General features: G+C 68.6%; 14 protein-coding genes. 13 read left to right on the top strand and 1 reads right to left on the bottom strand.

What is annotated here, in order from left to right; translation table 11 throughout:
- Positions 1 to 8 precede the first annotated feature (8 nt).
- On the top strand, positions 9 to 1,319 hold the full coding sequence (locus tag IFSED24_RS09375; protein ID WP_491334956.1) for a peptidylprolyl isomerase: 1,311 nt from the start codon (positions 9 to 11) through the stop codon (positions 1,317 to 1,319).
- A 40-nt stretch (positions 1,320 to 1,359) separates the two neighbouring features.
- Here IFSED24_RS09375 and IFSED24_RS09370 read toward each other — a convergent pair whose 3' ends face one another.
- Positions 1,360 to 2,955: a glycosyltransferase family 2 protein gene (locus IFSED24_RS09370; protein WP_491334955.1), complete on the bottom strand. Its 1,596-nt coding sequence runs from the start codon at positions 2,953 to 2,955 to the stop codon at positions 1,360 to 1,362.
- Positions 2,956 to 3,172: 217 nt separating this feature from the next.
- Between IFSED24_RS09370 and IFSED24_RS09365 the strand changes: the two genes are divergently transcribed.
- The 12 genes from IFSED24_RS09365 to secD all read left to right on the top strand — a co-directional run bounded on the left by IFSED24_RS09365 (position 3,173) and on the right by secD (position 16,768).
- On the top strand, positions 3,173 to 3,913 hold the full coding sequence (locus tag IFSED24_RS09365; RefSeq protein WP_491335044.1) for a cell division ATP-binding protein FtsE: 741 nt from the start codon (positions 3,173 to 3,175) through the stop codon (positions 3,911 to 3,913).
- On the top strand, positions 3,906 to 4,790 hold the full coding sequence (locus IFSED24_RS09360) for a cell division protein FtsX (protein WP_491334954.1): 885 nt from the start codon (positions 3,906 to 3,908) through the stop codon (positions 4,788 to 4,790). The genes IFSED24_RS09365 and IFSED24_RS09360 overlap by 8 nt, the downstream gene beginning before the upstream one ends.
- Entirely contained in the window at positions 4,787 to 5,980 is a 1,194-nt protein-coding gene (locus IFSED24_RS09355; RefSeq protein WP_491334953.1) for a murein hydrolase activator EnvC family protein, read from the top strand. Before IFSED24_RS09360 ends, IFSED24_RS09355 begins: the two co-directional genes overlap by 4 nt.
- An 18-nt stretch (positions 5,981 to 5,998) precedes the next feature.
- Complete coding sequence (locus IFSED24_RS09350; RefSeq protein WP_491334952.1) at positions 5,999 to 7,192, top strand: DNA polymerase III subunit; 1,194 nt, start codon at positions 5,999 to 6,001, stop codon at positions 7,190 to 7,192.
- Positions 7,193 to 7,289: 97 nt separating this feature from the next.
- The gene (locus tag IFSED24_RS09345; RefSeq protein WP_491334951.1) at positions 7,290 to 8,189 is read left to right on the top strand and encodes a PSP1 domain-containing protein; all 900 of its coding nucleotides are present in this window, start codon (positions 7,290 to 7,292) and stop codon (positions 8,187 to 8,189) included.
- Entirely contained in the window at positions 8,186 to 8,983 is a 798-nt protein-coding gene (locus IFSED24_RS09340; RefSeq protein ID WP_491334950.1) for a TatD family hydrolase, read from the top strand. The genes IFSED24_RS09345 and IFSED24_RS09340 overlap by 4 nt, the downstream gene beginning before the upstream one ends.
- A 146-nt stretch (positions 8,984 to 9,129) precedes the next feature.
- Positions 9,130 to 9,966, top strand: a complete 837-nt coding sequence (gene rsmA, locus IFSED24_RS09335; RefSeq protein ID WP_491334949.1) for a 16S rRNA (adenine(1518)-N(6)/adenine(1519)-N(6))-dimethyltransferase RsmA — start codon at positions 9,130 to 9,132, stop codon at positions 9,964 to 9,966.
- Positions 9,963 to 12,053: a hypothetical protein gene (locus tag IFSED24_RS09330; RefSeq protein WP_491334948.1), complete on the top strand. Its 2,091-nt coding sequence runs from the start codon at positions 9,963 to 9,965 to the stop codon at positions 12,051 to 12,053. The genes rsmA and IFSED24_RS09330 overlap by 4 nt, the downstream gene beginning before the upstream one ends.
- The gene (locus IFSED24_RS09325; RefSeq protein WP_491334947.1) at positions 12,053 to 12,652 is read left to right on the top strand and encodes a hypothetical protein; all 600 of its coding nucleotides are present in this window, start codon (positions 12,053 to 12,055) and stop codon (positions 12,650 to 12,652) included. Before IFSED24_RS09330 ends, IFSED24_RS09325 begins: the two co-directional genes overlap by 1 nt.
- A gap of 204 nt (positions 12,653 to 12,856) precedes the next feature.
- The gene (locus tag IFSED24_RS09320) at positions 12,857 to 13,426 is read left to right on the top strand and encodes a hypothetical protein (protein WP_491334946.1); all 570 of its coding nucleotides are present in this window, start codon (positions 12,857 to 12,859) and stop codon (positions 13,424 to 13,426) included.
- Positions 13,427 to 13,535: 109 nt separating this feature from the next.
- Positions 13,536 to 14,936 (top strand): divergent polysaccharide deacetylase family protein, encoded by a 1,401-nt coding sequence (locus IFSED24_RS09315; protein WP_491334945.1) that lies wholly within the window; start codon positions 13,536 to 13,538, stop codon positions 14,934 to 14,936.
- A 107-nt stretch (positions 14,937 to 15,043) separates the two neighbouring features.
- The gene (gene secD / locus IFSED24_RS09310; RefSeq protein WP_491334944.1) at positions 15,044 to 16,768 is read left to right on the top strand and encodes a protein translocase subunit SecD; all 1,725 of its coding nucleotides are present in this window, start codon (positions 15,044 to 15,046) and stop codon (positions 16,766 to 16,768) included.
- Positions 16,769 to 16,779 lie beyond the last annotated feature (11 nt).

The following is a 16,779-nucleotide window of genomic DNA, read 5'->3' as shown; positions in this document are numbered from 1 at the left end:
TAAACCGAATGCCCTTGTGTGCGAGCGGATCGAAGTGGGCAGCCTGGCTGGTGGCCGGGCTGCTCGCTTCCGTGGCCCTGGCCCAGGAACCGGTGCTCATCGAGCGCATCGTGGCCATCGTCGACGAGGAGATGATCCTCCAGAGCGACCTCGAACTGGCGATCGAGCTCTACCAGCTCGACCGCCAGCTTTCGGGCGAGCAGCCCGAACCGGTGACGCCCGAGTTGCGTGGCCGGGTGCTCGAGAGCCTCATCGAGAACAAGCTGGTCATCGCGGCCGCCAAGCAGAACGACATGGTGGTGGAGGAGGAGGAGATCGAGGCGCGGGTCCAGCAGCGGGTCGACGAACTCGTGGCGCAGTACGGCTCGCTGGCGGCGCTCGAGCAGGCGCTGGCCCAGTCCGAGCTGACCCTCGAGGATTTCCGGTTCCGCTACGGGACCCAGCTCCGCAACCAGCAGTACATGCGCCTGGTGGTGGGGCGGTTCATCCGCCCCGACATCGAGGTCATGGAGAACGAGGTCGAGCAGTTCTACCTCGACAACCTGGCCGACATGCCCGCCGAGCCCGACAGCGTCACCCTGGCCAACATCCTGATCCGCGTGCAGCCGTCGGAGGCGGCGCGCCAGGCGGTGCAGGACAAGGTGGCCCAGGTCCAGGACGCGCTGGCGGGAGGGCGCGACTTCGCCGCGGTGGCCCAGGAGATGAGCGAGGGCCCGAACGCGCGGCGCGGCGGCCGCATCGGCACCGTCCGTCCCGGCGACCTCTTCGACCAGATCCTCGATCAGACCGCCCAGCAGCTCGCGGTGGGCCAGGTCAGCCAGCCGGTGGTCTCCTCGCGCGGGGTGCACCTCTTGCGGGTCGATCGCATCGAGGCCGACGGCGCCCGTGTCCTGAGCCAGATCTTCTTCCCGCTCGAGATCCAGGAGGTCGACGTGGAGGCCGCTCGGCTGCGCGCCGAGGCAGCCCGCCAGCGCGCCCTCGACGGAACGCCCTTCAGCCTGGTGGCCAACGACCTGAGCGAGGATCCCGCCTCGGCCCGGGCCGGCGGATTGCTCGGCACCTTCCAGCTCGACGAGCTCTCGCCCGCGTTCCAGGAAGTCCTCCAGGATGCGGTGATCGGCGAGATCACCGAGCCGCTGCTGACCAGCGCGGGCTGGTACGTCTTCCAGGTGGTCGACCGGGTGGAGGGCCACCGCTACACGTACGACGAGCTGAAGGACGACCTGCGGGGCATGGTGGAGAGCCAGAAGATCCAGGAGAGTCTCGGCGAGTACATCGCCGATCTCCGGGGACGGTTCTTCGTCGACATCAAGGAATGATCCGGACACCGCGATCCGATGCAGGCGGTCGGGCGGGATCTCAGCGCAGCTGCTTCTTGAGCCGTGCCGTCTCGTCGGTGAGGAACTTGGGCAGCCACGGGAAGATCTCGCCCACCAGCGGGAAATGGTCGATGAACGCCGACATCAGCGGCGCCTGCCGGCTCCGCCAGAGCAGCCGGATCCAGGCCTTGAACGCGCGGTCGGCCTGGGCCTGATCCAGATCCACCGAGAACTCCACCTGCTCGCCCAGCACCAGGCAGCACGTCAGGTAGCCCATGGCGGCCTCGGGCAGCGCGGCCATCAGTGCCTGGCAGAGATCGCGAGATTCGGTCACCTGGCCCAGACCCAGCCAGGCCTGCGCCAGCAGGAGCGCGGGCCTGCCCTGCGGCGGATCGCCCGCCACGGGGCTCAGCGCTGCCACGGCGTCGTTCCAGAGCCCGCTCTGGAGGGCATGGTCGCCGACGGCCATGGCCAGTTCCTCGCTGTCGCCATGGAGCTGGCGGTGCTCGGCCACGAAGGCATCGCGCGCCTCGCTGCCTCCGTTGAGCCAGGCGAAGCTCACCGCGGCCAGGAGCGCCTCGGGATCGCGCGGGTTGTGGGCCAGCGCCTGGTGGACGTGGTCGCCGGCGGTGAGCAGGTCGCCGCGCTGGGCGGCGATGCGGCAGAGGCCCAGCAGCGGTCGTAACGTGGCCAGCATGGGGACCGTGCCGGCGGGCAGGTCGCGGCAGCGCTGGAAGTCGTGGTGCGCGTCTTCGAGGCGCCCTTGCTGCTCGTAGGCGGTGCCGCGCCGCAGGTAATAGGCCGGCACCGGGGGGATGCGGGTCTCCCAGCGCTCGAGCCAGGCGGTCTCCTCGGCGGGAGCGGTGAACAGGCCCTGTGCCGCCATCGCCACCAGCTCGCCGACCCAGGGTGTGGCGGGCAATTCGGCGGGGGGCGGGCCGTCGAGGAAGGCCACCACCTGCTGCGCGGTGTCGTGCCAGAGGGCGGCGTCGTCCCAGAAGCGGGCCAGCTCCAGGAGCTTGTACCAGCTATACCAGTCGCGGCTGTCGGCGCTGACGGCGGCGGAGAGGAGTGCCAGGTCGCGTTCCTTCTTGTCGCGCTGCCGGGCTCGCTGGCGGGTGTAGCCGAGATGCTCGCAGCGTCCGGAGAGGTTGACCAGGCGACGGCCGCTCCGGTCGAGGCTGGCGGCCACCGCGGTGGCCGCTTCCTCGTGGATCGGATGCTGGAAGACGATGGTGGGATCGCGGCGCCAGAGGCGCAGGAGATCGCTCTCGCGCCAGTGGCCGTGCGGCAGGCGATTGCGCATGCGGATGGTGGCGGCGCCGACGGTGTCGTCGTCCAGGAGCGCCTGGATCTGGGCCTTCAGTTCGGCCGAGGGGCGCTCGTCGGCGTCGAGGCAGAGGATCCAGTCGCCGGTGGCGGGAGCCAGCGACGCGTTGCGGGCCGCTGCGAAATCGTCGTTCCAGGCGTGAGCATGGACCTGGGCGCCGGCCTGCTCGAGGATGGCCACGGTATCGTCCCCGGAGCCCGTGTCCACGGCGATCAGCTCGTCGTAGAGGCCCTCGGTGGCGGTCAGGAACTCGGGCAGCATGTCCGCCTCGTCGCGGACGATCAGGCACAGGCTCAGGCGAGGCATGCGCTCTCCTCTCGGATCCGGGCTGGCAAGGTCGGTCTCAAGGTGCCACGGCGCCGGGTCGGGCACAACCCGGGAAATGCTGGCCGGCGGGCACGTTTCGTGCAAAATGGACAGGTCACCCGCGGTCGGACGGATTCCGGCCGCCCGGGCTCAGGCCGCAAGGAGTGCCGCGTTGGCCGCAGATGCCTCCGTCAGGGGACCCCTGGATCCCCGCACCATCATCGGTTTCTACCATGTCCGTCTGCGCTATCGCGATCAGACCGCGCTGGACGACGTCACGTTTTCGATCAGCAACGGTGAATTCGTGTGCATCACCGGGCCCAGCGGCGCCGGCAAGAGCAGCGTGCTGCGGCTGATCACCATGGACCTGTTCCCCACCAGCGGCCAGGTCATCGTCCGGGGCATGGTCTCGACCAAGATGAAGCGAAACCGCATCCCCTTGCTGCGCCGGGAGATCGGATTCGTGTTCCAGGACTTCCGGCTGCTCGACGATCGCTCGGTCTACGAGAACGTGGCGTTCGCCCAGCTGGTGGTGGGCGTACCCTGGCCCCGGATCAAGATGAACGTGATGCGTCTCTTGACCCAGGTCGGCCTCTGGGACAAGCGCGACCGTCTGCCGCACCAGCTCTCGGGCGGCGAACAGCAGCGCGTGGCCATCGCCCGGGCCATGGTCAACAGCCCCAAGATCCTGCTGGCCGACGAGCCCACCGGGAACCTGGATCCGGTCACGGCGCAGGAGATCATCGACCTGCTCTTCCGGATCAACGACGGCGGCACCTGCGTGATCTTCTCGACCCACGACCACGAGATCGTGCGCACCTTCGGCCAGCGGGTCATGGTGATCAAGGACGGCAAGCTGGCCTCCGACGAGGAGCGAAGGGTGCCCGATCGCGACAGCGCCCCGCGCCTCACCGACCGCATGTACCGACCCGACGACGAGGAGACGAGCCGTGCTTAGGGCAGCCCAGCTGGGTTATCTGGCGCGCGAGAGCCTGGCGGGCTTCCATCGCCGCAAGCTCACCACCGGGGTGACCATCCTGATCATGAGCTCGGCGCTGCTGGTGCTCGCGCTCTTCGTGCTGGTGGCGCTCAACCTCGGCATGATGCTCGAGCGGGCCCAGGCCAACGTGGACGTGCGCGTCTTCCTGGTCGAGGGACTCGACAGCCAGCGGCAGGCCGCGCTGCAGCCGCCGTTCCTGGCCATCCCCGGTGTGCGCGAAGCGCGTTTCATCAGCAAGGACCAGGCGCTCGACGAGCTCCGGCGCGAGCTCGGCGATGATGCCGCCGTCCTCGAAGTCCTCGAGGAGAACCCCCTGCCGGCCTCCTACCATCTGGAGCTGGCGCCGGGGCATCACACCGCGGCCGCGGTCGAGGCCATCGCCACCGACCTGAAGCGCTGGCCCGAGGTGGAGGACGTGGTGTTCAGCCGCGCCTGGGTGGGTGCCCTGGAGACCTGGGCCGAGCTGTTCCGCTGGGGGAGCCTGGTGATCTCGGTGGTGGTCCTGATCGCCGCCGTCTTCGTCATCAGCAACACGGTCCGGCTCACCATGGCCAGCTCGCGGCGCGTCATCGAGATCCAGATGCTGGTGGGCGCCACCGACGGTTTCATCCGCACCCCGTTCCTGGTGGAGGGGATGCTGCACGGCCTCATCGCCGGCCTGCTGGCCATGGGTTCGCTCATCCTGGGCTATCGCCTGCTCTCGACGCGGTTCGTCGGGCTCGAGTTCTTCTCGTCCGCTCAGGTCGCCGGCTTCGTCCTGTTCTGCGTGGTGCTGGGACTTCTGGGCAGCCTCACCGCCATCGGCAAGTACCTGCGCCTGCGGAGAGTGTCGTGATCGGCGCTCGCCAGTGGTCGATCGTCGCGCTCCTGGCGCTGAGCGTCGTCTCCGGCGCCCGGGCCCAGGAAGGGCCCCTGGCCAAGGAGATCGCCAGCAGCAGCCGCCAGCTGGGCGAGCTGCGCGACGAGATCAAGGGCATCCGCGAGGAACTGGCCGACCTGGATGATCGCCGCCAGGACGCCAGCGCCTCGCTCCAGCACCTCACGCGCGAGATGGGCCTGGTCAAGGAGCTCCTCGCCGGCCTCGACCAGCGCGAGCTGATCCTGGCCATGCAGCGCGACAGTCTCGAGGTGAGCCTGGCATCGCAGCGCGAGACGTACGAAATGCGACGGCAGACCCTGGCCACCCGGTTGCGCGCGCTCTACATGCAGGGGCCGCAGCGCGACCTGGAATTGATCCTCACCTCGGAGAGCTTCTCCACGCTCGTGGCGCGCATGAAGTTCACGGCGATGCTCGCGCGCGTGGACGGCACCCTGGTGGCCCAGACCCGGCGCCAGGCCGAGCGGATCGAGTCCGAACAGCGCCAGCTGCAGGCGGCGCTGGCCGGGATCTGGGAGGCCCGCGAGGAGAATCAGCGCGAGCGCGAACGCCTCGAACTGCTGGAGGCCGAGCGCCGGGGCCTCCTGCGCGAGGTCACCGAGGAGCAGGGACGCATCGAGCGCGAACTGGCGCGGTTGCAGCGGCAGGAGGCCCAGCTCACCGACCTGATCACCCAGCTCGAGACCCGGCGGCAGGAGATGACCGAACCGGTGGAGGCCGTGCCCGGACGCGGGGTGCCCTTCGCCGATCGCCGCGGGGATCTGCCCTGGCCGGCTTCGGGCACCGTGGTTCGCGAATTCGGTCGGAACGTCCATCCGCGTTTCGGCACGGTCACCATGCACAACGGAGTGTCCATCGCCACGGTGGCGGGAGCGCCGATCTATGCCGTGGGACCGGGGTCGGTGGAGTTCGCCGATCATTTGCCGGGGTTTGGCCGATGCGTTATCCTTGACCATGGCTCGGGTCACTATACGCTCTACGCCAATCTGGCCCGGATCTTCGTCAGCCGGGGCAGCGAAGTCAGCGGCGGCCAGGTGCTGGCCGAGCTGGGCGACGGCGGCGAATCTGGTCGTCCCGAGTTCTACTTCGAGATCCGGGAGGGTCGGGAGCCCCGCGATCCCCGCATCTGGTTGCGCGCACGCCAATGATCCCTGGCTGGAGTCGTCTTGACCACCTACCGCTTCCTCGGGCGTCGTGACATCGCCGACCGTATCACGCGGCACGTGACGGCCGGCCAGGCCGGTCAGCCCTTCCTCTTCGTGGGACCCGACGGTTCGGGCAAGGAGACGACGGCGCTGGAGATCGCGCGCCGCATCAACTGCGTCGCGCCCGACACCTGCGCACCCGAGCGCCTCTGCGAGAGCTGCCTCAAGGCGACGACCTTCCAGCATCCGGACATCCGCTGGCTCGGGCCGGCCCCCGCCAGCCTCGAGGACCCCCGGAACGTGAACCAGGTCCGGGCGATCTTCGAGCAGAAGATCGCCAACCCCTTCCACCGCCCGGGGTTCGCCTCCAGCAGCCAGGTGCTGATCGGCAATCCGGAGCATCCGGGGCCGTTGTCCGTCCGGGGCGTGATGCAGTTCCTGCGCCGGCAGTCGTTCCAGGGACGCTGGAAGGTGGCGGTGGTGGCCGACGCGCATCGGCTGAACACCGCCGCGGCCAATGCTTTCCTGAAGACCCTCGAGGAGCCGCCGCCGGCGAGCTTGATCTTCCTGCTGACCAGCAGCACCGCGGGGCTCTTGCCGACCATCCTCTCACGCTGTCAGCACGTGGTCTTCGAGCCCTATCCCGAGGCCGATGTGGTGGCGATCCTCGACACGCTGGTCCCCGACCTCGATCCCGGGGTCGGCCGCGAGACCGCGCGGCTGGCCGCGGGCGACGCCCGCCGCGCCCTGGCGCTGCTGGAGCCCGAGACCATGGCGTTGCGGGCCTGGGCCGAGGCGGTCTTCGCGGACCTGACGGCCGGCAAGGCCACTCCGGGGCAACTCGCTGCCGAATATCTGCACACCGGCATCCTGCCCCAGGGCGAGGGCGACCTCAAGTCGGCGCAGACCCAGGACACCGCCACTCGACGCTTGCGGGCGCTGGTCTTCTGCGAGACGCTCCAGTTGCTTTTGGCCGAGAGCATCGCCTGTCGGGAGCAGGGCGCAGCTTGGCAGCCGCGCCTGCGCACCGCCGAGGCGGCGGTGCGCAGGGCTGCCGTCGAGCGCCGGACCGAGACCCTGTGCGAGGACCTCGCCCGCGTCGAGCAAGCCAAGCACGAGATCGACGGAAACCTCAACATCGGCCTGGTGATGGCCGTCTTACTCCAGGAAATCGCTGCCCATGTCCGAGGAGACCACACCCAAGCGACCGCCTGAGCCCCCCCGCTCGAGGCAGCCACGCCGCGGCCCCGGTGGCCGGCAGTCCGGCGACGACCGTCCGCCGCCGGCACCGCCGTCGCCCGAGGAACCACTGGTGATCGTGCGCTTCAAGGGCAACCGCAAGGGCTACTACCACAACCGCCAGGGTGTGGACCTGTGGCTCGGGCAGTACTGTCTCGTGGAAGCCGACCGTGGCCGCGACCTCGGTCAGGTGGTCTACGTGGGGCCGGGCCGCGAGCGCTGGTGGCGTGATGCTGCCCAGCAGGGCGTGCTGGCGTCGGCCACCGACCGCGATCTGTCGGTGGTTTCGGAGCTGCGACGCGAGGAGCTCGAGGCGCGTCAGATCTGTCAGGAGAAGATCCGGGAGCACGGGCTGGAGATGCAGCTCGTGGGGGCCGAGCGCCGCTGGGACCGCGGCAAGCTCACCTTCTATTTCCTGGCCGACCAGCGCGTGGATTTCCGGGCGCTGGTGCGGACGCTCGCGGGCATCTTCCGGACCCGGATCGAGCTGCGCCAGATCGGTGTGCGCGATGAGGCCAAGCTCAAGGGCGGGGTCGGGCTGTGCGGCCGCGAGTTCTGTTGCGCCAGCTTCCTGCCCGGATTCGATTCGGTCACCCTGAAGATGGCCAAGGACCAGCAGCTGCCCCTGAATCCGGCCAAGCTCTCGGGACCCTGCGGCCGCCTGCGCTGCTGCCTCGCCTACGAACATCGGGATTACCGTAAGGCGCTGGCAGGGCTGCCCAAGCCGGGCAGTCCGGTCGAATGGCAGGGCCGACCGGCCCGGGCGCGCAAGCTCGACCCGGTCAAGGAGACGGTCACCATCCAGCTGCTCGACGACGATCAGGAATTCCTCGAGGTGCCGGCCAGCCAGCTCACGTTCGAGAAGCCGGCGCGGGGACCGGACAGCGAGGAGAACGCTGGCAGCGGCAACACGGACGATCGCCGCCGGCCGCGCCGTCGGGGTGGCCGGCGCCGGCCGAGGGACGCTTCATGATCGACAGCCACGTCCACCTGCATCGCGACGATTTCGCCTCCGATCGTCCGGAAGTCCTGGCGCGCGCCGCGAACGCGGGCGTCACCGGCTTTCTCGAGGTAGGCTACGACCCCGCCAGCAGCCGCGCGGCCGTGGCCCTGGCCGAGCAGGATCCGCGCATCCTGGCCACCGTGGGGGTCCATCCTCACGACGCCGCTCTGCTGGCCGACTCCGAAGGCCGACCCACCGCCCAGGGACGCGAGATCCTGGCCGAGCTGCGCGACCTGGCCAGCCATCCGCGGGTCGTGGCCATCGGCGAGATCGGTCTGGACTTCTTCCGCGACCTCTCGCCGCGGCCCGCCCAGCGCACCGCGCTCTCGTTGCAGCTCGAGCTATCGGCCACCCTGGACTTGCCCGTGGTCTTCCACATCCGCGACGCCTATCCCGAGACCCTGGAACTGGTCTCGACCGTCGGCATCCCGCCCCGGGGCGCGGTGCTGCACAGTTTCGCCGGCGGGTCCGAGCATGCGGCCTGGGCCCGTGAGCAGGGGTTGCTCCTGGGGATCGGCGGCCCGGTCACCTACAAGCGCGGCCAGCTCCCCGGGGTGCTCGCCGAGGCGGGTGTCAGCGCCCGGGACCTGCTCCTGGAGACCGATGCGCCGTGGTTGCCGCCGGTGCCCTACCGCGGCCAGCGCAACGAGCCGGCCTACCTGGTCGAGACATGCCAGCGACTGGCGAGCCTGCTCGACCTCGCGCCCGCGGCTCTGGCTGCCCGGACCACCGAGAACTTCACGCACCTCTTCGGAGCGCCTTGACGCGGGCCGCAGCCCCGGCCTAGAATGACCGGTCTGCAAGCCTTCCCCCAGGAGGACGTCGCCGCGCCGCACCGCTAATGCCTGGACATTTCTGGACGATCCTAGTGTAGCCGCGCCCCGCGCGACGGGGTGCACGGGAGTATCCCGTGACCGAGAGCCAGCTCGCCCTGTTGCGCCGTTACGGCATCCGTCCGGTGAAGCGCCGGGGCCAGAACTTCCTGCTCGACGGGAACCTGGCCCGAGCCATCGCCGAGGATACGGCCGGCCTCGGCGAGCGGGTCCTCGAGCTGGGCGCCGGCGCCGGCGCGCTCACGGTGCATCTGCTTGACCTGTGCGAGCGGGTCACCTGCCTGGAGGTCGACCGCAACCTCTGCGCGCTGCTGGCCGCCGAGTACGGCGACCGCGAAGGTTTCGCCCTGCGCGAGGGCGACCTGGCCCGGGTCGACTGGGCCGAACTGATCGAGGCGGCGGGGCCGCGGCCGGTGGTCGCGGGGAACCTGCCCTACGTGTTGACCAGCACGGTGCTCTTCGCCCTGGCCGACCGCCAGGCCGCGACCGCGGGCGCCGTGTTCATGGTCCAGAAGGAAGTGGCCGATCGGCTCACCGCCGACCCGGGCGGCCGCAATTACGGGGTGCTGGCAGTGGTGATGGGATCGCTCTACACGATCGAGACACGGCGCACGGTGCCGCCCCGGGTCTTCTGGCCCCAACCGGAGGTGGCGTCGGCCGTGGTGCGCTTCCTGCCGCGCGAGCCCTGGCCAACCGCCGAGTACCGGGCCTTCACCGCCACGGTCAAGACTCTCTTCCAGCAGCGCCGCAAGCAGGTAGGGTCGTCGCTGCGCCGCCTGTTCCAGCTCGACGACGCCACCGTGGCCGCGCTGGCCGTCGCGGCGGAATTCGATCCGGCGCAACGCCCCGAGCAGCTGGATCTGGCCTGCTGGCGCCGCCTGGCCCGGGCCCTGGACGAGAGGGGACTGGCTTGAGCTTCCGGCAGCCAGTGGTCTGGATCCTGCTCCTCTGTGCGCTCGGTCTCGTCGATGGCGCCCGGGCGCAGGCCGAGGCCGACTCCACCGCCACGGCGGACGCCGACAGCCTGGCGAACCTGTCTGCCGATTCGCTGGAGACAGGTGGGCTATCTGCCACCATCGCCGCGGCCGGCGCCGAGGAGGCCGAGGACGAGGCGGACGAGGTCGACACTGCCGACGAAGGCAAGGGCGCGTTCTATAACCTCATGTTCGACCCCGAGGTAGGCATCAAGGCCGACGTGACCAAGGTCAACTACTCGGGCAAGCTCGGCGTCAGGGTCTCGGCCGAGGGCGGCGGGCTGATCACCAGTAACGGCACCCTGGGCTACGACACCTACCGCCGCCAGAACAAGAACGTGGAGACGCGGCTGGCCAACGCGAGCTACCGCAGCGGCGAACTGCTCCCGTTCATCGTCGACCTCCAGGCCAACACCAACTGGTCCGAGGATATCACCATCAACACCGGCGGCAACGAGAACCTCAACAAGCGCAAGAGCCGGCGCGCGGGCATCATGCTCTCCAAGCAGCGGATTCCCACGGGCTCGCTGCGCCACAACGTCTCGGCCGGCTGGTTCTACAACGACCAGCAGGCCATCAACCAGGGCGACCGCAACGACTTCGACGAGGGCGAGATCAACGGCGCCTTCCGCAGCGGGATCCCCGTGGCCGAGGGCGTGAGCCTGGCCACGCGGCTCTACGGCATCAAGAAGGACGGGCAGAGCGCCCTGGCCGGCCTCGACAGCCCGTCGTCCACCACCGGCGACACCCTCGGCGCCGGCGTCTACTACGATCGCAGCCTCCTGAAGGGCATGGTGGTGATCAGCCAGAGCAACTTCGACCGCCAGTACCTCGACTACCGCCGCAACTCCAACGGCCTGATCGACACCACCGGCAACACCGAGGCCGGGATCAGCAAGGTCGTGGACGAACTCGAGGAAAAGGACGCCTGGGACCTGCGCTGGGACAACACCCTGGACATCGGCCGGGTCAAGCTGGTGACCAAGCTCAGCCACAAGTTCGACAAGCAGGCCTACACCCAGAGCGGCGTGGGCACCAAGGAGAACAACAAGGACAACGTCGAGCTCAAGCTGTCGTTCCCCGTGGGCCGCGACTCGCTGGTGACCGAATACACCTACGACTGGACCTGGGACGACCAGATCTACCAGGGCGCTTCGGCCTCGCGCGGGCGGCAGTACAAGAAGAACCGCGAGTTCGCCCTGGACTGGTTCCGCGACATCTTCGCCAACACCACCTTGAGCGCGCGCTACCACACCGCCCTCTCGCAGGACATCGCCCAGAACCAGTTCAACGAGAACGACCGCGACCGCCTGACCAACGAGGGCCGGATCAAGCTCGACTCCAAGCTCTCGAGCAAGTTCACGGTGCGGCTCCTGGCCGAGTACCAGAGCATCGACGACATCGCCATCCGTGCCACGCGCTCGGCCAACAACAACACCAAGGACACCTACGAGGTGGCGCCCACCTATGTGCTGCGCTTCAGTGACAAGGTCGAAGTGCAGCAGACCTTCCGCATGTACATCCAGTACCAGGACTACCACTTCAACGACCGCGAGGGCGTCAACAAGGACGACACCTACAACAAGCGCGGGAACCTCCTGACGACGTTCAAGTACAAGCCGGTGGAGCGGGTCAGCCTGAACCTCAAACACACCTACAACACCAAGTACAACGGGACGCGCACCTCGACGACGGCCGCGGGCAACAGCTTCTACCGGCGGGACCAGGACCAGGTCCTCAACCGGATCGACCTCGCCGTGACCTGGGAGACCACCGACTGGCTGAAGCTGGAATCGGCGACCTACCGCACCAAGGACACAGTGGAGCGCACCGCCAGCGAATCCATCACCACGCGCTACAGCGGCGAGCTCTGGCTCGGCGGCGTGGTGAGCAAGTCCTGGGGCCCCCGGGCCAACCCGCTGACCCTGGACGCCCGCATCAAGCGGTACCTTGCGTACGGTCCCAACGTGACCGACACTAGCGACGACTACTGGGAAGCCGACGTCTCGCTGAAATGGAGCTTCTGATGCGTCCGATCCGCATCCTCGCCCTGCTGGGCCTGCTGGTCCCGCTCTCGCAGCTGGCGGGTTGCCTCTTCGACGCCCGTGATCCCGAGCCGCCGAGCACCGTGTCCATCAACTACCTGCCGCGCAACAGCCCCTCCAGCGTCTGGGAGAACTGCCGTCTGGCCCTGGTCAACAAGGATGCCAGCGGCTGGGACGCCAACCTGGGCGAGGAGTTCACCTACACGCCCGACACCGAGGCGCGGTCCGCCTATCCGGGCGTGGACTGGGACAACTGGGGCAAGGAAGCCGAGATGGGCTTCATCAACAACTGGTTCGCCAACAATGTGACCATCACGGCCAATCTCCTCGACGAGGACATCAACACCCCCGACAATCCCGGCGGCAACGAGGCCATCTGGCAGCTCATCTACTTCATCGAGGTCACCGACAACATCAGTGGCACCGTCACCAAGTATCGTGGGCGGGCCGAACTGCGTTTCGCTGTCCCGACCACCGACTGGGCCCTGGTCCAGTGGGTGGACGAGGGTGGCGAGAACGACCCCGACGGCGGCGGCGCGCTGCAGACCATGGGCTTCCTGCGCGGTGCCTTTGCGCCTTGATCGGTCTTTTTCACTGGCGCCTTGGCGTGTGGTTCTGCTATAATGATGCGGATCCCTCAAGTGCATCTCTTCTCGAAGTGGGGAGGAACCGGCCTGGATCGTTGGCTAACGCGTTGTTGGAAGACCACCCGATGATCGACACCAGCCGGACGATCCGGTGCGGCGCCCGCCGCACCGTGCCGCGTTCCTGAGGAGGAAATCACCATGAAGATCCGTCCCTATCTGTTTGTCGTGCTGCTCGTCGCCTTCGCCGCCACGGGTTGCATCTTCTCGCCCGATGACGACCCTTCGGACGATGGAGGCGGCAACACCGGCGTTATCGAGCCCACGACCCCCGACAAGCTGATGCAGAACTTCGAGAAGTATTACGCCGAGCGGAACCTCGACGCCTATCGCGACATGCTCAGCGAGGACTACAAGTGGATCCCGCAGGAAGGCGAGATCTGGAACTACGACCTGGAGATCGACGTCGCCAACAAGATGTTCAACGAGATCCCCGGCGAGGGCGGCCTCATCGTCTCGAACATCTCCATCGACCAGCTCGATGCCCAGGGTGTGTGGACCTTCACCGATGAGAACGATCCCAACTTCGGGGGCTTCCCCGGCAGCCAGTACCGCACGTATCTGGTGGACATCAAGTTCAGTTTCTCCGGCCAGGATTTCCTCTACCGCGTGCAGGGCCCGGTGAAGTACTTCGTCACCTCGTACCAGCCCCAGCCCGGCAAGACCTACTGGCAGATCCTCGGCATGGAGGACGCCACCTTCGGCAACTGATCGACCTGGTGATTTGCGATCCGTCCGGCGATAGTATGGGGAGGAGCCGCTCGCGGCTTCTCCTCATCGTCTGAGACCCATCCGCGCGCCAGCCAGAGGGAGGGAACCCTTGGCCGCTACCCGCCGTCGTTCTCGTCAAGCCGCCCGGAAGCGCTCCTCCTCGCCCTGGGCCTGGGGCCTGGGGCTGGCCTGCGTGGCTCTCCTGGCCGGCATCGGCGGGCTGGTCTGGTCGCGCAGCGGCGACGGCCAGGCCGCGCTGCTGAACCTGGGCGCCGAGAAGCTCTACGACGATGTCCAGGCGCGGCTCGACGTGACCCTGCGCGAGGTCCTGCCCGGACTGGTCGAGGCCGCTGGTGCCGAGGATGCCCACGACTGGCCACTGCCGGCGGCCGGCCCCGCGGCGGCGATCCGTTGCCGGGTGGTGGCCGTGGATCTGGACGCCACCTGGTGGGAACTGCAGGAGCAACTGGCGGTCGGACTGGAAGCGGCGGCCGGGCGCGTGCTCTGGAGCGAGCGGCTGACCGTGGGCAAGAACCGTCCCGAACTGCTCCGCCTCGACGTCGGCGTCGAGGGTCGACCGACCCATACCCTGGTCCTCTTCCCCGCGGGCGCGCCCCGCCCCCAGGTGCACTGGGGGGGAGATCCTTCGCTCAGCGCCTGGCACCAGCTCTGCGCCCACATCGGTGCCCCCACCATCGCCCTGGTCATCGACGACTGGGGCTATCGCAACGACACCATCACCGACGGCCTGCTCGCCCTCGACGCCCCGCTGACGCTCTCGGTGCTGCCCGGCCTGGCCTACTCGCGGCGCTTCGCGCTCCAGGGCACCGACCTGGCGCTCCCCGACCATGGCGGCGGCCTGGAGCCCAGTCTGGCCGATGAGGCAGCCCGCCTGCGCCAGGACGCCGGTTGTCCCGTGACCCTGGGCGTGGGCGCGGCGCCCCAGCGTCTGGAGCAGCGCCGGCGCGAGATCTTCCTCCACCTGCCCATGCAGCCCCAGGGCTATCCCGAGGTCGATCCCGGTCCGGAGGCGATCCTGCTGGGCATGACGCGCCACGACATGGGTGTGCACCTGGACAAGGCGCTCCAGGCCCTGCCCAACATCCGTGGGGTCAACAACCACATGGGCAGCGCGGCCACCGCCGACGCGGCCACCATGGCCGACCTCATGGCCGAGCTGAAGTCCCGCGATCTCATCTTCCTCGACAGCCTGACCACGGCGCGGTCGGTGGCCTACGATACCGCCCTCGAGGCCGGCCTGCCCGCGGCCCGCAACCGCATCTTCCTCGATCACGACCACCAGGACTCCGAGCGGGTCCTGCAGCGTCTGGAGGCCCTGGTGCGGCACGCCCGGGCCAAGGGCTTCGCGGTGGGGATCGGACATCCGCACGAGGCGACCATGACCGTGCTGCTTCGCGAACTGCCCCGCCTGAAGGCCGCGGGGATCCAGTTCGTGACGGTTTCGGAGCTGCTGGCCCTGCAGGGGCTTGCCGAAAATGAGGGCATCTAGAGTCGTCCTGGCATGGACCCTCGCAGTGTGTTATCATTGCATCCGGCTTTTTCGGTGCGGACCGGTTCCGTGCCGGGATGTTTTTTTATGCTCGGGAGAATCGAACCATGAATCGTTCCCTGCAGATCAGGGGGGGCCTCTGCCTCGTCGTCCTCCTGTTTTCGGTCTACTTGCTGCTGCCGACCTTCAAGGCAGCGTCCTATTCGGCCGCCGAGCGCGAGGCGGCCGAGACCGACCCCGCGCTGAAGGCCGAGATCGACGCGGCCGACGCCGCGGCCATCCGGCGGGGTCTCGACCTCCAGGGCGGCATGTACCTGGTGCTCGAGATCGACACCGAGGGCATGAGCCTCGAGCAGTCCCAGGACGCCCGGGCCCGGGTGCGCGAGATCATCACCAACCGGGTCGACCAGTTTGGCGTGTCCGAACCGGTGATCCAGACCGTGGGCGAGAGCCGCATCATCGTGCAGCTGCCCGGCCTCCAGGATCCCGAGCGGGCCAAGAACCTCATCGGGTCCACCGCGCGCCTCGAGTTCCGCCTGGTGCAGAGCCCCGAGACGACCCAGGCCGCGGTGACCAAGCTGGACGAGGCGTTCCGCCAGATCGAACTGCCCGAGGCCGCGGTCGAGGGCGAGTCCGCGGACGAGGCCGCCGGCGACGATGCCGCGGCGGGCGCCGACGTGGCCGAGGCCGACGCCGACACCACGGCCGACCCCTACGCCGACCTCCCGGAGCAGGACGAGCTGGCCCAGGCGGCCGACGACGAGACCGCGCGCGACGAGCTGCGCGAGCAGTATCCATTCAGCGCGCTGCTGATCCCCACGCCCTACCCTTACTACATGGTGCTCGAGCGCGACGTGCCGCTGGTAAAGGCCATGCTCGACGCGCCCGAGGCCAAGATCGCCCGCGATGTGGCCTTCCAGTTCGGCATGGAACTCGAGCCCATGCAGGACGGCTCCATGGCCCGCTTCCTCTACCCGCTGGAGACCAAGGTGGCGCTCTCGGGCGACCACCTCACCGACGCCCAGCAGCGCCCCGACCAGCAGCGGCCCGGCAACTGGACCGTGTCCTTCGAGCTGGATCGCAAGGGCGCCCGCCAGTTCGCCAAGGTCACCGGCGACGCCGTTGGCGAGTTCCTGGCCATCTCGCTCGACGGCCGGGTCAAGAGCGCGCCGCGGATCAACAGCCGCATTCCCAGCGGTTCGGGCGTCATCGAGGGCACCTTCACCAGCCTGCAGGCCGGCGACCTGGCGCTACTGCTGCGCGCCGGCGCCCTGCCCGCCGACATCCACTTCGCCGAGGAGCGTACCGTGGGCCCGAGCCTGGGCTCGGACTCGATCCGGCAGGGTGTCCGGGCGGCGATGTGGGGGTCGATCCTGGTGGCGATCTTCATGCTCATCTACTACCGGGGCTCGGGCGTGGTCACCGACATCGCCCTGATCAGCAACATCCTGATCCTGATGGCGGTGCTGGCCCAGTTCGGCCTCGTGCTGACCCTGCCGGGCATCGCCGGCATCATCCTGACCGTGGGCATGGCCGTGGACGCCAACGTGCTGATCAACGAGCGCGTGCGCGAGGAGCTGCGCAAGGCCAAGACAGTGCGCGCCGCCGTGCAGGCCGGCTACCAGAACGCCACGCGGACGATCGTCGACGCCAACGTCACCACCCTCATCGTGGGCCTCGTGCTCTGGAACTTCGGCACCGGCCCGGTGCTAGGCTTCGCGGTGACGCTGTGCATCGGCATCCTGACCAGCATGTTCACCGCGCTGGTCCTGACCCGCGTGATCATGGAAATCGTGACCCGGAACCAGGGTCAGCAGAAGATCAGCATCTGACAGCGAGGATC

The sequence above is a fragment of the Candidatus Latescibacter sp. IFSED24 genome, assembly GCF_058273205.1.
The sequence above is the reverse complement of the archived record's forward strand: the minus strand, read 5'-3'. Positions and strand labels throughout refer to the sequence as shown.